The organism is Nostoc sp. MG11 (assembly GCF_014904695.1).
Taxonomy (GTDB): Bacteria; Cyanobacteriota; Cyanobacteriia; order Cyanobacteriales; family Nostocaceae; genus Komarekiella.
Genome location: NZ_JACXXN010000031.1, coordinates 39,242 through 56,194, shown reverse-complemented (window position 1 = coordinate 56,194; position 16,953 = coordinate 39,242). Strand labels below are relative to the sequence as shown.

Annotated in this window: 16 protein-coding genes; 4 read left to right on the top strand and 12 right to left on the bottom strand. The window is 41.7% G+C overall.

The genetic code is table 11. The features are described 5' to 3' along the window. Window positions 1–43 precede the first annotated feature (43 nt). The gene (locus HCR01_RS27975; RefSeq protein WP_193199292.1) at window positions 44–1,189 is read right to left on the bottom strand and encodes an NAD(P)/FAD-dependent oxidoreductase; all 1,146 of its coding nucleotides are present in this window, start codon (window positions 1,187–1,189) and stop codon (window positions 44–46) included. A 449-nt stretch (window positions 1,190–1,638) separates the two neighbouring features. After that, window positions 1,639–2,853 (bottom strand): HhoA/HhoB/HtrA family serine endopeptidase, encoded by a 1,215-nt coding sequence (locus tag HCR01_RS27970; RefSeq protein ID WP_193199291.1) that lies wholly within the window; start codon window positions 2,851–2,853, stop codon window positions 1,639–1,641. Between the two features lie 650 nt (window positions 2,854–3,503). Between HCR01_RS27970 and HCR01_RS27965 the strand changes: the two genes are divergently transcribed. Together HCR01_RS27965 and menH are read left to right on the top strand one after the other, a co-directional pair. Next, window positions 3,504–3,902 carry a metal-sensing transcriptional repressor gene (locus HCR01_RS27965; protein ID WP_193199290.1) on the top strand — a complete coding sequence of 133 codons (399 nt, stop codon included), beginning with the start codon at window positions 3,504–3,506 and terminating at the stop codon, window positions 3,900–3,902. Between the two features lie 88 nt (window positions 3,903–3,990). After that, on the top strand, window positions 3,991–4,803 hold the full coding sequence (gene menH / locus HCR01_RS27960) for a 2-succinyl-6-hydroxy-2,4-cyclohexadiene-1-carboxylate synthase (RefSeq protein WP_193199289.1): 813 nt from the start codon (window positions 3,991–3,993) through the stop codon (window positions 4,801–4,803). Window positions 4,804–4,820: 17 nt separating this feature from the next. On the opposite strand, the gene HCR01_RS27955 is transcribed toward menH, so the two are convergent. The 5 genes from HCR01_RS27955 to HCR01_RS27935 all read right to left on the bottom strand — a co-directional run bounded on the left by HCR01_RS27955 (window position 4,821) and on the right by HCR01_RS27935 (window position 11,062). Continuing rightward, window positions 4,821–5,516 carry a glycoside hydrolase family protein gene (locus HCR01_RS27955; RefSeq protein ID WP_320073196.1) on the bottom strand — a complete coding sequence of 232 codons (696 nt, stop codon included), beginning with the start codon at window positions 5,514–5,516 and terminating at the stop codon, window positions 4,821–4,823. A 32-nt stretch (window positions 5,517–5,548) separates the two neighbouring features. Further along, the gene (locus HCR01_RS27950; RefSeq protein WP_193199288.1) at window positions 5,549–5,722 is read right to left on the bottom strand and encodes a hypothetical protein; all 174 of its coding nucleotides are present in this window, start codon (window positions 5,720–5,722) and stop codon (window positions 5,549–5,551) included. Window positions 5,723–5,906: 184 nt separating this feature from the next. Further along, window positions 5,907–7,550, bottom strand: a complete 1,644-nt coding sequence (locus HCR01_RS27945) for an acetolactate synthase large subunit (RefSeq protein WP_193199287.1) — start codon at window positions 7,548–7,550, stop codon at window positions 5,907–5,909. Between the two features lie 68 nt (window positions 7,551–7,618). Then, on the bottom strand, window positions 7,619–8,986 hold the full coding sequence (locus tag HCR01_RS27940) for an NAD-dependent succinate-semialdehyde dehydrogenase (protein ID WP_193199286.1): 1,368 nt from the start codon (window positions 8,984–8,986) through the stop codon (window positions 7,619–7,621). Between the two features lie 393 nt (window positions 8,987–9,379). Next, complete coding sequence (locus HCR01_RS27935) at window positions 9,380–11,062, bottom strand: adenylate/guanylate cyclase domain-containing protein (protein ID WP_193199285.1); 1,683 nt, start codon at window positions 11,060–11,062, stop codon at window positions 9,380–9,382. A 9-nt stretch (window positions 11,063–11,071) separates the two neighbouring features. On the opposite strand from HCR01_RS27935, the gene HCR01_RS27930 reads away from it, so the two are divergent. Beyond that, window positions 11,072–11,416: a hypothetical protein gene (locus tag HCR01_RS27930; RefSeq protein WP_193199284.1), complete on the top strand. Its 345-nt coding sequence runs from the start codon at window positions 11,072–11,074 to the stop codon at window positions 11,414–11,416. Between the two features lie 165 nt (window positions 11,417–11,581). Continuing rightward, window positions 11,582–13,069, top strand: a complete 1,488-nt coding sequence (locus HCR01_RS27925; RefSeq protein ID WP_193199283.1) for a VanZ family protein — start codon at window positions 11,582–11,584, stop codon at window positions 13,067–13,069. A gap of 26 nt (window positions 13,070–13,095) precedes the next feature. Here HCR01_RS27925 and ylqF read toward each other — a convergent pair whose 3' ends face one another. The 5 genes from ylqF to HCR01_RS27900 form a co-directional block, all read right to left on the bottom strand. Next, window positions 13,096–13,977, bottom strand: coding sequence for a ribosome biogenesis GTPase YlqF (gene ylqF, locus HCR01_RS27920; RefSeq protein ID WP_193199282.1), 882 nt, complete (start codon window positions 13,975–13,977; stop codon window positions 13,096–13,098). 44 nt (window positions 13,978–14,021) lie between these two features. Next, complete coding sequence (locus HCR01_RS27915) at window positions 14,022–14,399, bottom strand: VOC family protein (RefSeq protein ID WP_193199281.1); 378 nt, start codon at window positions 14,397–14,399, stop codon at window positions 14,022–14,024. 371 nt (window positions 14,400–14,770) lie between these two features. Next, window positions 14,771–15,307 (bottom strand): VOC family protein, encoded by a 537-nt coding sequence (locus tag HCR01_RS27910; RefSeq protein WP_193199280.1) that lies wholly within the window; start codon window positions 15,305–15,307, stop codon window positions 14,771–14,773. A 42-nt stretch (window positions 15,308–15,349) separates the two neighbouring features. Further along, window positions 15,350–16,189, bottom strand: coding sequence for a formate dehydrogenase accessory sulfurtransferase FdhD (fdhD, locus tag HCR01_RS27905; RefSeq protein ID WP_193199279.1), 840 nt, complete (start codon window positions 16,187–16,189; stop codon window positions 15,350–15,352). An 87-nt stretch (window positions 16,190–16,276) separates the two neighbouring features. Further along, window positions 16,277–16,945 (bottom strand): Uma2 family endonuclease, encoded by a 669-nt coding sequence (locus tag HCR01_RS27900; RefSeq protein ID WP_193199278.1) that lies wholly within the window; start codon window positions 16,943–16,945, stop codon window positions 16,277–16,279. Between the last annotated feature and the right edge of the window lie 8 nt (window positions 16,946–16,953).

Sequence of the window (16,953 nt, the reverse complement as noted above, 5' to 3'; positions counted from 1 at the left end):
AAATTAACCAGGTTAAGAAGAATTAATATTTGTAAAATTATTACTAGCGGTGAGGAGATAGCTGAGCAATAATTTCATCTTCCTTGGCGATCGCAAAGTTAGCAAAGTGCCTTGCTAAGGGCGGTACAATCACTAGGGGGTTGCTAAACCCAGAGAAAACATGAATACCATCAAATCCGGGTATAGCACCAATTAAAGGTAGTTTATCGCTACTAAATGCCACCAAACAATGATGCCAGATGCCTGGTAAGTTTCCCAAGGCTGGTAATACTTGAGTAATGCTTTTTCGCAGCCATTTTTCACTTGCTTCTGAGTTTACCTTGGCATGAGGATTTGTGAGAACACGGCTAATTTGACCTAAGCGCAAGCTACCATCTTGAAACTGAATTGCACCAGCATCTAAAATCGGTGGTACTGGTTCATTATCTGATTGATTCCACAATTCATCAACTTGAGTAGATTCAGCTTCTAATTTAAACCGTTGCAGATTAGCTGGCATAATTAAAGTGCGTAACCTCAAATCAACAGGTGGTGTTTCGATAATTTCTGCATGAGTAAAATACAGCTTGATTGAAATACCAGCTGATTTTAATAGTTGTCGGCTGAGTCCACCCGCACAAATGACCACGTTAGCGCTGTGGTAAGTTGTATTAGTTGTTTTTACACTATGTTGCACTATTTGCAATACTTGGGTAATCTGCATATCACCCCCAGCACGCAGAAAAGCTTGGATGTAAGCTTGTGCTGTTTTTCCGGGGTGGATATGACCATGTTTGACAGTTAAAGCTCCAGAAATCGCCTCTCGGTTCAGTAGTGGTTCCAACTCACAAGCTTCTTGTACACTGAGTAAGCGAGGTGGAATGGCGAAATCCGCGTAAGATGCAGCAGTTACTTCTGGGTCACTATCGGCTGTAATAGTTAGTAATAAGTCTAATTGGCGAAATTGGATATCAGCGTCTAACTCTTGAGACAGGATGTGGTAAAGTGCGATCGCCTCTTCGCACAATTGCCGAGTTAGGGGTGTAGTACCTGACCAATAAGCAAGTCCACCATAACTATAACGAGTTGCGTTGTGTGGTGTTTCGTATTGCTCTAATAAAAGTACAGTAAAACCCGTTTTGACTAATTCATACGCGAGTGCAGCACCCGTAATTCCACCGCCAACTACAATCCAGTCGTAGGTTTTCATCTAAATATGTTGCGTGTAAACGACTTAAAAATATTCTCTTGCAAGGCTGAGGGGATAAATAGGTGATTGTTCTTTGTAGCAATCCAGATAAGCAATACGGGATATTGGTGATTACTCAACCTCTTACAAAAGTCTATTTTTTAGAAATTAAACCACAGATAAACACAGATGAATTATCTGTGTTCATCTGTGGTTCCTTATTTTTGCTTATACCGATTCAATTAATGATTGCAACAAATCCTTTGGTAGAGACGTTGCATTGCAACGTCTCTACATGGTCTATCTGTCACATTCTTTTTTTAAATTGGTATTATTCGCATTTTGTAATAAGTCTACTGACAAGTCCTACAATTATCTCAAAACTTGGTACTCAGCGATAAATCAGAGCAGTGACTTACGCTGTAGATACCCGAAGGGCTTGTCGGAGACATCTGTACTTTGCTAACTAACTACGAAGCATTTTGTAACTCAGCTGTGCGGACTGAAAGTTGCTGTGTCTGATTACCTCGTTGCACCTTCACCTGCAAAGTTTGACCGAGGCGACTGTCTTCAACAATATTTTGCAATTGTTCAGCAGTGGTGATTGGTTTACCATCAATTTGAACAATTACATCGCCACGTCGGACACCCGCAGTTGCCGCTGGGGAGTTGGGTATAACTCGCATTACCAAAACACCGTTAACTTCTGGTATTTGGATAGGAGAATTAGGATCAGTGTTATTTTGCTTGGCTAGCTGGGGTGTCAAAGTTAGCATTTGCACACCTAAATAGGGGTGAGCAACTTTACCGTCGCGTTGCAGTTGAGCTGCGATCACTTTAGCTTTATCTATAGGAATAGCAAACCCAATACCCATCGCATCAGGGCGAATTGCTGTATTGATCCCAATCACTTCACCCCGACCATTCAACAGTGGCCCGCCAGAGTTACCAGGATTAATTGCTGCATCGGTTTGAATAAACTCTAGACGTTTATCACTAATACCAACTTGAGCACTAGAACGTTTGAGGGTGCTAACAATTCCCAAAGTAACGGTGTTATCAAATCCTAAAGGATTACCAACTGCGATCGCCCAGTCTCCTACCTGTACATTATTAGAAGAACCCAAAGGCGCAACTGGTAAATCGTTACCAGCGTTAATCTTAACTACCGCTAAATCTGTGACTTCATCAATTCCTTGAACCTTTCCTTCAAAGGTGCGACCATCTTTGAGGCGGACTGTCACCTTATCAGCTTTATCGACCACATGAGCATTGGTCAAAACTAACCCGCTTTTATCAATAATGAAACCAGAGCCTAAACCGCGCAATTGCTCAGAAGGCATCTGTTGAGGTAAACCTTCACCAAAAAACCGACGGAAAAACGGGTCTTCAAAAAATGGATCGACACGCCGAGTAATTGTACGTTCTGTATCTATCCGTACAACTGCTGTACCAACGCGATTTACTGCTGCTGTCACAAAGCTACTGCTACCAATAGCAGCATTTGCTGGTGATTCTCGCTGAGCAATGAGTTCTGGCGCATCACCAGCAGTATTCGTGGGCGCGGGTTCTGCTTGAGAAGGTAATACTTGGAGGCTGCTAACCGTTAATATAACTCCTAGCGCGATCGCTAACACATGAGTACAGAATTGGCGTACAGACCAGGGTAGTTTGGAAATTCGCATAATCACAACCTAATTTAGAAGCGTAATGTTGTTGAGTCGTGACAAATCTTTCTACAGTTATTTTTACAAAATTGACGTTTACTCTCTGCTTCCAGTTTCGTCTACTTTGCTCAACATTGGAGTTGAGGCGTAGTGCGACTTACCTGTAATCAAATTAATGGAATTTTTAGCCCAAAAGCTATTATGGAGATTCACCCTTTAGAGGTACGGATCTTACCCATTGATTAAGAATTGGGGAAAAGTCAAAAGAAGCAGGGGGCAGGGGGAAAGACAACAGACGGAGCTTGTACTCCGCACCAATCCAAGCGTTCTGGAAGGACAGGGCTTCATTCATACCCATGTTCCGCTTCTAGAAGACCGATTCAGTATTCAAGATAGGGGCGAGAAAAACCGATTATTTCGTAGAGACGTCGCAATGCAACGTCTCTACAGTCAACGATAATTGGTCGTTTTACCGAAAAGAAATCAGGTTTTTGCGATTACTGAATCGATGCTCTAGGGGAAGGGCTTGCTCCCCCCGCAAGATCGCTCCCTTCCCCTCTGCCTCTTCGGTGAAAGAGAAGAACCATCCTCTTACCTTTTAACCTTTCCCCCTTTTCCCAGTGCCTAGTTAGGCTAGGATCTTAGTACTACCAGCACTTTGACAACCCATGAACGTATCAAACCGATTAGGTCAAGAATCCTTGCCTATATCCCAGCAAGCAGAAGACTCTCACAGTCACAATACAGACCACAAGCATACAGCTCATACTCCTGAAGATACATCGGTTCATCCTCATGTCCATAGTGAAGAGTCGTTACGGAGAATTGTCAATCGGTTATCGCGTATAGAAGGACATGTTCGCGGCATTAAGACAATGGTGCAGCAAAGTAGCCCTTGTCCTGATGTTTTGTTGCAAATTGCCGCAGTCCGGGGCGCACTAGATCGGGTAGCACGAATAGTTCTAGATGAACATTTAACTGAGTGTATTGCCAGAGCCGCTAAGGAGGGCAATATGGAAGTTGAAATTGAACAGTTAAAAGCTGCTTTAGATCGGTTTTTGCCTTAAGTAGACTAAAAGACCATTACACAGTGAATTGAACAACAAGATCACAAGATTCCCGAATTCTTAGAAAAGTTGGGAATCTGAGCCGATTATGATTTCAGAAAATTATCAATTTCATTATTGTTTAATTAGTAATGTAGACAAACCACTAATTCTTTTTCTGCATGGCTTCATGGGTAGCATGAATGAATTTGATGAAGCCATAAAATTACTATCTAATGATGAATTTTCTTATTTGATAATTGACCTTCCCGGACATGGCAAAACTCAAGTTTTGGGTGGTGAGGAGTACTACACCATCGAAAACACTGCTGATGCTTTAATCAACTTGCTGGACGATTTAATAATTGCCAAATGCTTTTTAGTTGGTTATTCAATGGGTGGGAGATTGGGCTTATACCTAACCCTGCACTTTCCAGAACGTTTTTATAAAGTAGTATTAGAGTCAGCTTCCCCAGGTTTACCAACAAAAGCAGAAAGATTAGAACGAATTAAACGTGATATGCAAATAGGGAGGAAATTAATCAGAAACATTAACAAAATTGATACTGCTTTTCTAGCAAATTGGTACAATCAGTCAATTTTTGGTTCTATAAAAAACCATCCACAATATGACCGCATGATAGAAAGTCGGTTGCAAAATCATCCACTAGAATTAGATAAATCCCTGCGCTTCATGGGTACTGGATGCCAACCTTCTTTGTGGGCAAAGCTTAAAGAAAACACAATTCCCATGCTTTTGCTTACTGGTGAATATGATGAGAAATTTATAGATATCAATATAAAAATGACTAAAGTATGTGAATTTTCTCAGCTAGAAATAATTGATAATGCTGGGCATAACATTCACTTTGAAAATACCTTAGCATTTGTGCAAAATGTCAAAAACTTTTTTACGCAGTAAGTTAACTATGATTAAGTTCACTGCTTCTTTGGCTGCTTCTCTACTTGCTTGCTCGAAGGAGTTGGAGATGGGGTTAACTTCTGTGATGCTGGTTGCTTAGCTGCGTTTAATTCCTCTTGCAGCATTTTCTGATAAACCTTTGGCAAAGAGCTACTGATGGAATTAGTTTCAATGCCATATCCTAAACTTGTCCAAGTAGGAGATAGTCGCCGCAAAACATCATTTAACTTTCCCTGACGCAGTAGTTGAGAAATATCAGTTCCCCAAACTTGTGAATCACTTAACCAACGGTAAACCACTCTATCTTGATACTCTGGTTGAAAACTATAAGCAGTCCAAAACATTAATTGCATCGGGTTTGGGTGATAACGAGGCGCTATGTGATACCAGGTAGTGTTGATGATTTGATATCTACCAGCAGCAGTGGAACAGTTACCCGTGTTAGGACCTGTGACAATGGTGACGCATATTTCAGGATGTCGGCTGAGGTCGTTAATTTGTTGTCCACCATACAACAGCGAATAGGGACGGCTGCTATTGGCTTCACTTGCTGAGATGGTTCGCATCAAAGCGCGGATATAAGGGTCGCCCCCTTTCATAACCAAAGGTGGCTGTTTAACTTCAAAGACGGGATCGGAAGGCGATCGCAGTTCACCATAGATGTACCACTGTAACAAACACACCAAGCCGAGAAGTGCGGCTATTGGGCCAATCAGTTTTTCAACGCCTTTGAATTTAAAACCTTTCAGAGTTGACTCCTTCCTATTCGCTCTCTGTAGTTAACAACAACTATTGACGCACTTATTCTGGCAAAGTTCACCATCATAAGTGCTGCGATCGCCCCAAGCCACCAAATAGCTAGGTATAGCAGGGGACAGGGAATAGAGAACACAGAACAGGCTTGAAAGTCTCTTAGCATCAGGATTTTATGATCAGGATGATGTCCTAAACTACCTGGCAACAGCTGTATTGATAACTCCTAACTCTAGCCCTGTCAAGGTGTAGCATTTAACATTTAATGTTCTTTATGCCTTTATGCTTACCGAAGTGCAGATTTCTCATCACCTTGACAGAACTAGTCCTACTTCTTAACTCAGTACTGATTAGACTGCACAATTCAACTCGCCAGCTTTTTGGGTAAAGCGGCGATTCTCCCGATAATCCACGGGACAATCTATCACCGCAGGCACATCTTGCGCGAGGGCTTCTTTGAGTATGGGAATCAAATCATCAGCAGATTCAACTCGGTAGCCTTTTAAACCCATGCTTTCGGCTAATTTGACAAAATCGGGATTGCCAAAATGCACAAAAGATGAGTTTCCTTTACCAAATTGATTTTCTTGCTTCCACTCGATTAACCCATAGCCACCATCATTGAAAATTAAGGTAACAAAAGGAGTACCGACACGCAAAGCAGTTTCTAATTCCTGGCAATTCATCATAAAACCGCCATCGCCGGTAGCCGCTACGACTTTGCGGTTGGGATGAACAAGTTTTGCTGCTAAAGCGCCTGGAATAGCAATACCCATTGCCGCGAAACCATTAGAAATAATGCAAGTATTAGGACTATGACAGTGATAATGACGAGCAATCCACATTTTATGTGCGCCAACATCAGAGATGACGATATCGTCTGGGCCCATTACTTGCCGCAAGTCATAAATTAACTTTTGTGGTTTAATGGGAAACCCCTCATCATAGGCGTGTTCTTCATAGTCAGCACGAATATCTTCCCTTAAGCTGATCGCAAAAGGATTAGCTTTTCCGTGGCGGTCTGCTAATTTTAAGATTTCGTAGAGGGAATCAGAAATATCTCCTACTACTTCCGCATGGGGAATATAACTACTATCAATTTCCGCTGGACTTACTCCAATATGCACAATGGGAATTTCACCATCGGGATTCCATTTTTTGGGAGAAAACTCTATCAAATCATAACCAATAGCAATTACTAAATCTGTGTTGTCAAAGCCACAAGTAATGAAATCTCTTTGCTGTAATCCCACTGACCACAAGGCTAAGTGATGAGTGTAGGGGATTACGCCTTTGCCCATGAAAGTATTAGCAACAGGAATATTCATGGTAGTGGCAAATTGCGTCACAGCATCGCTGGCGTGAGAGCGAATTGCTCCATTTCCCACTAAGATTAAAGGATTAATTGCTTGGGAAATTGCCGCTGCTGCTGCTCGAATACTTGCAAAAGAAGCATACGTTTTTTCGCTATTATCTTTATGTAAAGGTTTGCCTTCTACAGGCATGGCAGCAATATTTTCTGGCAAATCGATGTGAACTGCACCAGGTTTTTCGCTTTGCGATCGCTTAAAGGCTTTCCGCACAACTTCTGGTGTAATACTCGGTCGCACAATCTGCTTATTCCATTTGGTAACAGGAGCAAACATTGCCACCAAATCCAAATATTGATGAGATTCGATGTGCATTCTATCTGTTCCCACTTGACCAGTAATCGCCACTAAAGGCGCACCATCGAGGTTAGCATCTGCTACCCCGGTCATCAAGTTGGTTGCCCCTGGCCCAAGCGTAGAAAGGCACACGCCAGCTTTTCCTGTCAGGCGTCCGTAGACATCCGCCATAAAAGCCGCACCCTGTTCGTGACGGGTAGTAATAAATTGAATGGAAGAATGTTTCAATGCTTCCAAAACATGCAGGTTTTCTTCGCCAGGAAGTCCAAAAACGTATTGCACCCCTTCATTTTCCAAACACTGCACTAACAGTTCAGCCGTATTCATTTGATTTCCTCACTAGCGATGAACAAGATTTTAGTCATTAGTCAAATGACAAAGGACTAATGACAAAATCACTTCACCCAAACAGTTTTAACGTTGACAAACTCATGTATACCCTGGATACTCAGTTCTCTGCCATACCCAGAACGCTTAGTACCACCAAAGGGCAATCGCGGATCGGATTTAACCATACCGTTGATAAATACCGCACCTGCTTCAATTTCCTCAACTAAGCGATCGCGTTCTTGCTCATTTGTTGTCCAAGCACTTGCACCTAAACCAAAGGGCGTATCATTGGCGAGTTGAATGGCAGCATCGAGATCTGGAACCCGGAATAACAATGCTACCGGACCAAAGAATTCTTCTTTGGCAATTGAACTGTCGTGGGGGATATCTTTGATAATTGTTGGTGGATAAAAGTTCCCCGAACGATCTGATAAAGGATGTCCACCTGTGAGGACTTTACCACCGCTATCAATAGCAGCTTGCACTTGCTGGTTTAAATCCTGGAGGATACCGGGGGTTGCTAATGGGCCTAAATCAGTGTCTAGTTGCATGGGATCGCCAACTTTCAGCGCCTCGAATTTTTCTAAAAGTAATTTTTCAAATTTGTCAGCGATCGCTTCTGCTACAATAAATCGTTTCGCTGCAATACATGATTGCCCATTATTTAACATCCGCGCTGTAGTAGCTGTGACAACTGCTGTCTCTAAATCAGCACTTGCTAACACAATAAATGGATCACTTCCTCCCAGTTCCAGGACGGTTTTTTTGATTTGTTTTCCCGCAGCAGCGGCGAGAGATGCGCCGGCGGGTTCGCTTCCAGTCAAGGTAGCAGCTTTCACCCGCTCATCAGCCATTAAATCGGCAACTTTGGCAGCACCTATCAATAGAGTTTGAAATGCACCCTTGGGAAAACCTGCTCGTTGGATAATATCTTCAATTGCCAAAGCGCACTGCGGCACATTGGAAGCGTGTTTGAGCAAGCCGACATTTCCCGCCATTAAGGCAGGTGCAGCAAACCGGAAAACTTGCCAAAAAGGGAAATTCCACGGCATAACCGCGAGAATTGCGCCCAATGGTTGGTAACGGACAAAGCTATGGCTAGCATCGGTTTTGACAGCAACATCAGCCAAAAAACTCGGTGCGTTTTCGGCATAGTAGCGGCAAACGGCGGCGCATTTTTCTACTTCTGTGATCGCTGCTTTGAAGGGTTTGCCCATTTCTAGAGTCATCACTTTAGCAAATTCTGCTTTCTCTTGCTCTAGAATGTCCGCAGCTTTTTGCAACCAGTGCGATCGCTTAGAAAAACTAGTTTGGCGATACTCCTCAAAAGCCTGAAGTGCCAAATCGAGTTTAGCGGCAATTTCTGCATCATTAAGTGGCTCAAAGGTTTTGAGCGTCTCCCCAGTGGCGGGATTAATGGTGGCGATAGCCATTACCTAACCTCCCGTTAAAAAATAGCTTCAGGTAAACTTCATAGTGTTACACATACTATATGTGTGGAAGCTACCATCTAAATTTTAGTCTTTTAGCCAAGAATTGGTAGCTTAATATTACAATTTTGCAATTAACTTAGAAACAAAATATACAGAATAACCGTGTATTTATCGTTAAACAAATTTAAGCAAAAAAAACCTATATGACAGACTATACAAGCAACCCATGATAAGCAAAACACATATTCTACATTGAACTTTTGTAGACAAAATCAGATGATAAACCAGCGATTTTCCAAAGTGAAAAATCACCTCCTTTCGACAATTCAAATTATTTCACTCCCCCACTCCCCTACTCTTCCACTCAGAACTCAGCACTAAGTTTGGGTTTGGTCAATGACTTGCGGGAAAATGTGATGTTCCTGGCATTTCTGTATCTTGATTAATGACAAATGACTCTTGGCGCATTTTCGTCTGATAAACTTTCACTAATCGATCAATACCTTTGAAACGATGATCCCCCATTTCCTGAAAGCATGAAGGTTGCGAAAGCATTTTATAAGTAGCTTCGCTAATTACGCATTCACCAGGGGAACAGACTGCTTCCATCCGAGCAGCGAGATTAATCGTAGCGCCTAATGCCGTATAGTCTACTCTCTGCGAACTACCAACATCTCCCACCACAGCCTTACCACTATTTATAGCAATGCGTAGTTGTAGCGGTTCGTGCCAAAAACCATTGGCATTGAGACGTGCTAGACGGGTGAGCATTCCCTTAGCCGCAGCAGTTGCGCGATCGGCGTGATCTGGTTGCGGCTCTGGAGCGCCAAAGAATGCCATAATACAATCTCCGATATATTTATCCAAAGTGCCGCCATAGCCGAACACTTCTTGTAGCATCTCTTCAAATAAATTATTTAATAATTGAGCGATCGCAGTTGGTGTTAACTTTTCAGAAATTGCCGTAAAGCCGACTAAATCTGCAAATAAAATGCTGATTTCGCTCTCTGCGGGAGCTAAACGACCACCTGGTAAACCGCCTACAGATATTAACTGCTGTACCACAGATGGAGAATGATAGCGTTCTAGTCGGTGACGAATCACCTCTTCAGTTCTGAGTTTCTCTACCAACAGCCAACGTTGCACACTAGAAGCTACAAGGTTTGCCAAGGCCGAAAAAAAGCTGAGTTCTTCCTCGCCTTCATTTGCCCAATGATAAGAAGAAAGATGAGCATCGGCATAAAGAACGCCTACAACTTTATTTTCATCCCATAAAGGCACTGCCATCGCGCTGCGAATGCCTTTAACCAAAATACTGTGTTCACTAGAAAACCGTTCATCCTTATGGGTATCAGCCGTTTGAATGACAACTTTTTCCTCAAATACCTTTTGACAAATACTACGACTAATCCAACTGCCATCAGCTGCAAGATGTTTTTGTTGGAAAATATTTCTAGTAGCAGCATTGACTAACTCCAACTGACCGCAACCACTGACATCAATTAATAATGCTAAACGGTCAATACTATCAAGGTAACGAAAAACGACTTGTTGCACCTGAGAGAAAATCTCTTCTATAGATGCCGCAGCACAGAGATTTTTAGCTATATCTACTAAGTCTTTAAGACGGGCAATGGTTTTGTCCTTATTGCTGATATTGCCATCTTTGCTATCAGCTTCAATCCATTGCTGTTGTAGTTGTTCGACATTGCGAAAGATTGTTCGCTGCTCATTATTTTCCGCAGCTAGCACATACTCAGGCGTCAACTTTACCGCAGGAGTGGCAAGTAACACTGCTAGGCTAACATTGCCCAACCAGATAACATCGCCATGATGTAACTCTTGAGGACAGCGAATAAGACATTGATTCACTTGCGTCCCGTTTTTGCTACCCAGATCCTCAATTGTCCATACACCGACAGCTGTTCTAACAAGCCGTGCATGATTGCGGGAAACTCCGACAAAAGGTAAGTATAAGTTACATTCTGGCAACCGACCAATTGTGAATACATCTTGATCTACTGTAACCGTTGTCTCGGTATCTCCTTCTCGTAGGCATAGCGTGAGTTCAGTCATGAGTATGATATGTCTATCCTGGAGGCTGGGGGCGCAAGCAAGTTTAATTTTAGGTATACGCCAAGGGCTAACCCTTCACCTTTTCTTTATGACACTGTTGACGGCATTACGACAACTGTATGTAGTAAATATCACTTAGAAACTATCTTTAGATATAAAAGAACAATAGCAGGCGATCGCCACAAACAAGAACTTGTGCAGCCAGAACAATCCTCACTGCTCTCTCAGAAAATAATTGGCATAAATGCCGAAACGGCAAAACTCTATCTTAAACTACAGAAATTTTTTGCCAAACTAATCAAAATCATCATTATTTCAGTCGATCAAAAGGGACTTATGTGTTCTTCACAATAGACTCATGAATTCTTCATAACTTATTGCTCATAATTATCTCTGAGTAAATAATATAAAGGCAGCATTCACGTTCTGCACAGTTAAACATTGGTTTAAACGTATGTTAATAGAAATTAGTAATTGATAAACATCCAATTACTAAACACAAAGATTACATGAAAACTTATGAATAAACGCCAAAAATTCCATAAAGTCTCTTTTCATTTGCGGATTTTTATTATCAGCATAATATTAGTACTATTCGCTACACTTTATCCCTTTAATTTTTCAATTCCAGATAGTTTTTCCCTGAGAAAACTTTTTGCCAGTTTTAACAATACCAGTTATTTTCAAGACCAAGTAAATAATATTTTGCTATTTATACCTATAGGTTTCAGTCTCACCAGCCTTTTGCAGAGACTCAGGTTGAAAATAGTTGTACAAGTTTTCATAGCTACCTTGGTGAGCGTTGGCTTATCACTAACAGTTGAGTTCTTGCAAGTATTCCTACCTTCTAGAACGCCAACTCCAGCGGATATTATAAATAATGGAATTGGTGGGCTGTTAGGTTTTATTTGCTTTTATCTATGGAATCATCAGAGTTTTGTTAACACAGTAGCGCATATAGAAAATAGTCAGTCTAGCCGTTCCAACAAACAAATATTAGCCTGTTTTTTAGGATATATATTTCTGGTATTTTTGATTTCGCTGTTTTGGCAGAGTACGACACATTTGAGTAATTGGGATGTCAATTATCCGCTAACAATTGGCAACGAGCGCACAGGAGATAAACCTTGGCAAGGATATGTATCTGAAGTTTATATGACTGACAGAGCTATATCAAGAAATGAAGTATCACAAGGGTTAGCTGACTCAAGTTACTTTGATAAACTTGGTACTTCTTTGTTAGCTTCTTATCGATTAAATGGTAAATGTTGCTATAAAGAACAGACTGGACAACTGCCAGAACTATTGTGGCAAGGACAGCCTTCAGATATTCAGGAAGGTAAAGGGGCTTTTCTAAGTTCTAGTCACTGGCTACAAACAGCTACTCCTGTTACCTCTCTCAGCAAAAGAATCAGTAAAACATCTGAATTTACGCTCAGCACTACCGTTGCTACTGCCAATAAAGACCAGTTAGGCCCTGCTCGTATTGTCTCGGTCTCTGGTAATTCTCAGCGTCGTAATTGGACACTGGCACAGCACGGGAACAACCTAGATTTTCGAATACGAACGCCAATTACTGGAGAAAATGGGTCAGAGTTACAACTGAATATACCTAATGTTTTTGTAGACACTAACCCTCATCACATAGTCATTACTTATGTCAGAGCGACTATTCAAGTTTATGTAGATAATTTACAGAATTATTACTCTTTTAACTTACTGGATTTAATTCCTAAAAAGCAGAAAGTTTTTTACTATGCACTAACTTTTATACCTCTAGGAGTAGGCTTAGCCATAATAATTCTAATAGCGAAAGCAAAGTTGATGTTTTCTAAGTTATTAGTTTATGGCGGGATTTTAATACCTTCTGTGATGTTGGAAGGTATTCTAGTAAGTGAAAGCGGCAAGCATCTGAGCTTTAAAAATATGTTATTAGGAATATTATTTACAGCTGGAACTATGCTGATTTTGAGTGTGCGGGCAGCCCAATTAAAAAGGAGAAATTAACAATTTTTGATTTTCTGCCCCACTTCTCAATTCGGCGGTAATTCTAAAGGAAGTATACCCAATAATCCTTTACGAAAATCTGTTAAAAGTTGCCTTGCAGCTCGCTCTACATCACCTTTATAACGATGCTCTGCTAAGGCGTGCAAATAGACATCTCCAGTGTCGGATATAGAATCGAGTTGGTAACGCGACTGTAATGGTTTTTTCGGTAATAAATCAGTAGCTACAGCTTCTAGATAGTTCAGTAAATCTACTAATGCCGCTGCTACTAACTGATTATCGTAAGATGCTTCACCGATATCATCACATATCGCTAATTTCAAAGCTGCTTCTTGGTCTTCCATCCTTGCAGGAATAACACCAGGAGCATCTAGCAATTCCAAATGCTCGGATATTCGCACCCAGCGCAGTTGACGAGTTACCCCAGGACGGGCTGCACTTTCCACCACCCGTTTTCCTAACAGACGATTAATCAAAGCTGATTTACCAACATTGGGAAAACCAATTACCACAGCGCGGACTGGACGCGGCAACATGCCGCGATCGCATCTTCTTTGATTAAGTGCTACCCCAGCGGCTTGCGCTGCCTGCATTATTTCTGCTATACCTTTACCATGTTGAGCGTTGGTAAAATAGGCGAATTCTCCTTGACGCTTGAACCAATCTATCCAAAGCGATCGCACTTGCGGCGGAATCATATCTACCCGGTTGATTACCAATACCCGCGCCTTACTCCCCACCCACTCACTTATTTGCGGATGGTGTGTCGCCAAAGGAATCCGGGCGTCTCGTACCTCTAAAACCACATCTACCCGTTTGAGCTGTTCTTTGAGGTTCTTTTCAGCTTTAGCAATGTGACCTGGATACCATTGAATCAGATTTAATTTATAGTTTTGAGTTATAGCCATTTGTCATTTGTCATTTGTCATTTGTCATTTGTCATTAGTAAAGACTAATAACTTTGGGCTTGATGTAAGATTAGACGATTACCATCAGGGTCATAAGCATAAATTTCTCTGCCGTGGGAAGCAATAGAAATATTTCCTGGTGGGGGATAGCCTAAAGTTGTCAGGTGAGCGATCGCATCTTCCAAGTTACTCACCTCTAAACATAAACTTATCTTACTTTTGGTAATACCTCCAAATTCAGATTCGTGTATTTTTTTGGGTTTAAAAATACCTAATCGCAAACTAGCTAGATGAAACTCAGCATAAATATTCGGAATTAGGGATACTGGTTCTTGCCCTAATAACTTGGTATAGAAACTTACTAAATTCTCAAAATTAATCACTGCTATAGTGGCGATCGCGTCAGTATATCGGAAACCCATACTTACCACCTTTCCATATATCTCGCCACAATAGCATGATAGATCTTTTCAGGCGTTACACAAGAGATGAAATTGAGGTATTGAAATTTAAAACTCCTCATCCTCTCTACGCTTCTGTCTTGAAAAGTTTCCTAGGTTGGGAAACTCCGAAGTTTTGATCGCTATGCGGGTCTTACTGCCCAACCGTTCTTTCAGAACGGTTGCCTTGTGTCCTTTGGACACAAGGCAGAGGCGCAAAGCCTTGCGCCCAAGGGCAGTGATAAAGACCATCGCCGGACGCCGGCGCTCAGACTTCTCTCCGCCTACAGAACTTTTCGCTGCGCCTCTGCGTGAAATCAATCATCCCTTAAGTATGCAACGCTTCTTCTTAGCTACTTTGCTGTAGCTGGTTGATGTTGCAGATCCCGCACAGGATCACCCAAAGAGCGCACATTTGCAGCAAACTCTAACAAAATACCATTAGGATCAAAGAAATAGATTGAGGAAATAAATGTATTTTCGTCAACTTCTGGAGAATAGCCAGAGGGAACATCTGCATGGTGTAAAACAGGAGTCGTTTGTACACCTTTAGCAATAAGTTTTTCTCTATACTCCTCAACTTTTTCCAGTGGAACGTTAAACGCCAAATGATTTAATGAACCATGTGCGGTGGTTGCATTACCAGTTTGAAAGGCATCAAGTCCCACAGACGCAATACCAGGTGCAGCTTGCGGTGCTGAGGGGAACCAGAAAAAAGCCAAAGCATCCCCATTACCAATGTCAAAAAAGAAATGCTGTCCACCATCTGGTAAAGTAATAGTTTTGATCAACTTCAAGCCCAATATATTGGTATAAAAATTTATAGTTTGTGCCATGTCTTTACATACCAAAGCAATATGGTTGATTCCCTTGATTTGAAAATCTGTCATATTAATTACCTGTTTCTCAGATTTACTTTTACCTATGTTTCTTTAAGCAGCATTTATCCTATCCCAACCAGTGTAAACATTAAACCGTTCTCCGCGCAGAAATCCAATTAAGGTAATTCCGAATTCTTTAGCTACAGACACCGCCAAACTGCTGGGAGCAGAAACAGAACAGACAATCGGAACTCCAGCAGTTGTAGACTTTTGCAAAATCTCAAAACTAGAGCGTCCGCTAACCATAACAATATGATTATTTAGAGGCAATTCGTCACTGAGCAATGCCAAACCAATCAATTTATCCAAAGCATTGTGACGCCCAACATCCTCCCGCAAGTTTAACAGTTGTCCTTGAGCATCAAAGGTAGCCGCAGCGTGTAAACCCCCTGTAGCAGTGAAAATACCTTGAGCAGCGCGGAGTTTGTCCGGTAGGCTGTAAATAATTTCCGGCATAACCTTTAAACCTGCGGGAATCACTGGACAACCCCGCATACGTAAAGCCTCAAGGCTAGCTTTACCGCAAACTCCGCAAGCGCTGGAAGTGTAAAAGTGACGCTCTAAGGGTTGTAAATCTGGAATTAAGCCATCTCTGAGTTCCACATTCACGATGTTGTACCGCTGCTCACCATCAACTGAGTCATCCACACAGTAGCTCATGCGTTGGATATCTTTTCTAGAGTTAATCACACCCTCACTGTAGAGAAAACCAGCAGCCAGTTCAAAATCTGCCCCCGGTGTCCGCATGGTGACAGCTACCGTTTTTTGAAGAGGGAGAAGGCGAATCTCTAGGGGTTCTTCGGTGGTGAGATGGTCTAAACGAGGTCGTGCCTGTCCTTTTTCTACCACCCAGACTGTAGCTTTAGTCTTACTTCCTGGAGGCTTAGTCATTTAGCTTTTTCCAGGTATACATCAGCATTTTAATCACAAACTCCTGAAAGCGATCGCCTACTTTCAAATTCTAGACATCATCAACTTTTATAAATTTTCTGGGTCAATATTTAATTCTCGCAATTTTGCTGCTAGGCGTTCAGCACGTTGTGTTGCTTGTTCAGCGAATTCTTCAGGTGTAGGAATTAGCTGTCCTTCTGCGGTGAAATAGCGCAATTGATTTTCATGAACGCCTAAGTACAAACTTAGCTGCTGACTCCACAATAATCCTTGTGGGTTAGGTTCTATAGGTTGATAAGTACCACCTAATAAGATAAACCCAGCAAATTCTAGATTCTTGGGGTCAAACCAGAAATATTCAGGAGTGCGAAAGATATCTTGGTAAATTTGTTTTTTTAAGCCTTTGTCTGTCGCTGCGGTTGAATTTGAAAGCAGTTCTATAATCAAATTCGGATATTTACCGTATTCTTCCCAAACAACCCAACTATCACGGGGTCTGCGTTCAGTATCCAACACGACAAAGAAATCTGGGCCGCGAAAGTCTTCGGATTTACGTTGGCGTGGACTGTAATAAATGCTAAGATTCCCGGCAGCAAAAAAGTTGTTATGGTCTCGCCACCACCAATCAAGGCATTTTATCAATAGCAGCATTTGCTGCAAATGTAGGTATGTTTCCAATGGTGGTTCGTTACTTTCTAAATCCCCTGGTGGAAATATTACATCTTTTGGTGGTTCAAAATCTTTGGCAACAGACATGGCTGCAA

Excerpts from the sequence above, each read along its gene's own strand:
- HCR01_RS27975 (WP_193199292.1), bottom strand. The coding sequence starts at position 1,189 with ATGAAAACCTACGACTGGATTGTAGTTGGCGGTGGAATTACGGGTGCT.
- HCR01_RS27970 (WP_193199291.1), bottom strand. The coding sequence starts at position 2,853 with ATGCGAATTTCCAAACTACCCTGGTCTGTACGCCAATTCTGTACTCAT.
- HCR01_RS27965 (WP_193199290.1), top strand. The coding sequence starts at position 3,504 with ATGAACGTATCAAACCGATTAGGTCAAGAATCCTTGCCTATATCCCAG.
- menH (WP_193199289.1), top strand. The coding sequence starts at position 3,991 with ATGATTTCAGAAAATTATCAATTTCATTATTGTTTAATTAGTAATGTA.
- HCR01_RS27950 (WP_193199288.1), bottom strand. The coding sequence starts at position 5,722 with ATGCTAAGAGACTTTCAAGCCTGTTCTGTGTTCTCTATTCCCTGTCCC.
- HCR01_RS27945 (WP_193199287.1), bottom strand. The coding sequence starts at position 7,550 with ATGAATACGGCTGAACTGTTAGTGCAGTGTTTGGAAAATGAAGGGGTG.
- HCR01_RS27940 (WP_193199286.1), bottom strand. The coding sequence starts at position 8,986 with ATGGCTATCGCCACCATTAATCCCGCCACTGGGGAGACGCTCAAAACC.
- HCR01_RS27935 (WP_193199285.1), bottom strand. The coding sequence starts at position 11,062 with ATGACTGAACTCACGCTATGCCTACGAGAAGGAGATACCGAGACAACG.
- HCR01_RS27930 (WP_193199284.1), top strand. The coding sequence starts at position 11,072 with ATGTCTATCCTGGAGGCTGGGGGCGCAAGCAAGTTTAATTTTAGGTAT.
- HCR01_RS27925 (WP_193199283.1), top strand. The coding sequence starts at position 11,582 with ATGAATAAACGCCAAAAATTCCATAAAGTCTCTTTTCATTTGCGGATT.
- ylqF (WP_193199282.1), bottom strand. The coding sequence starts at position 13,977 with ATGGCTATAACTCAAAACTATAAATTAAATCTGATTCAATGGTATCCA.
- HCR01_RS27915 (WP_193199281.1), bottom strand. The coding sequence starts at position 14,399 with ATGGGTTTCCGATATACTGACGCGATCGCCACTATAGCAGTGATTAAT.
- HCR01_RS27910 (WP_193199280.1), bottom strand. The coding sequence starts at position 15,307 with ATGACAGATTTTCAAATCAAGGGAATCAACCATATTGCTTTGGTATGT.
- fdhD (WP_193199279.1), bottom strand. The coding sequence starts at position 16,189 with ATGACTAAGCCTCCAGGAAGTAAGACTAAAGCTACAGTCTGGGTGGTA.
- HCR01_RS27900 (WP_193199278.1), bottom strand. The coding sequence starts at position 16,945 with ATGTCTGTTGCCAAAGATTTTGAACCACCAAAAGATGTAATATTTCCA.